1 protein-coding gene is annotated in these 499 nt (G+C 56.1%); it reads right to left on the bottom strand.

Annotated elements, in window-relative coordinates:
- Nucleotides 1-499 (bottom strand): IS3 family transposase (locus IFT60_RS26195; RefSeq protein ID WP_192057027.1); only part of this gene is annotated, 499 nt, incomplete at both ends.

The raw sequence follows: 499 nt of genomic DNA, 5'->3' as shown, positions 1-499 counted from the left end.
TTGGAGAATGCCTTGGCAAGCATGCCAGTGACGAGCTTGAATTCAGGGCGCCTGTTCATTTCGAAGGCGACGATTTCGCCGTTATACAGGTCAAGCACGGGCGACAGATACAGCTTCTCGCCAGCGACATTAAATTCGGTCACGTCCGTTACCCACTTCTTGTTTGCCGCACTCGCTTCGAACTGGCGGTTCAACTCATTCGGCGCCACCTGGCCTACCTCGCCTTTGTACGACTTGTATTTCTTTGGCCTGACCAGCGACTTCAGCTTCAGCTCTCCCATGAGACGCTGGACGGCTTTGTGATTGACGTGTTTGCCCAGCTGGCGCAGCGCGGCCGTTATGCGACGGTAGCCGTAGCGCCCCTTGTGGCGCTCGAACTCGGCCTTGATCATCGCCTTCAATTCGGCGTCTTTATCCTCGGCTTCCAGGACGCTGACCTGGTAGTAATAGGTGCTGCGTGCCAGGCCAACGAGCTTGAGCAGACCAACAACTGGATACT

The organism is Massilia sp. CFBP 13721, assembly GCF_014842025.1.
Taxonomy (GTDB): Bacteria; Pseudomonadota; Gammaproteobacteria; order Burkholderiales; family Burkholderiaceae_D; genus Telluria.
Note: the sequence above shows the minus strand (reverse complement) of the source record. Positions and strands in the feature narration are given on the sequence as shown.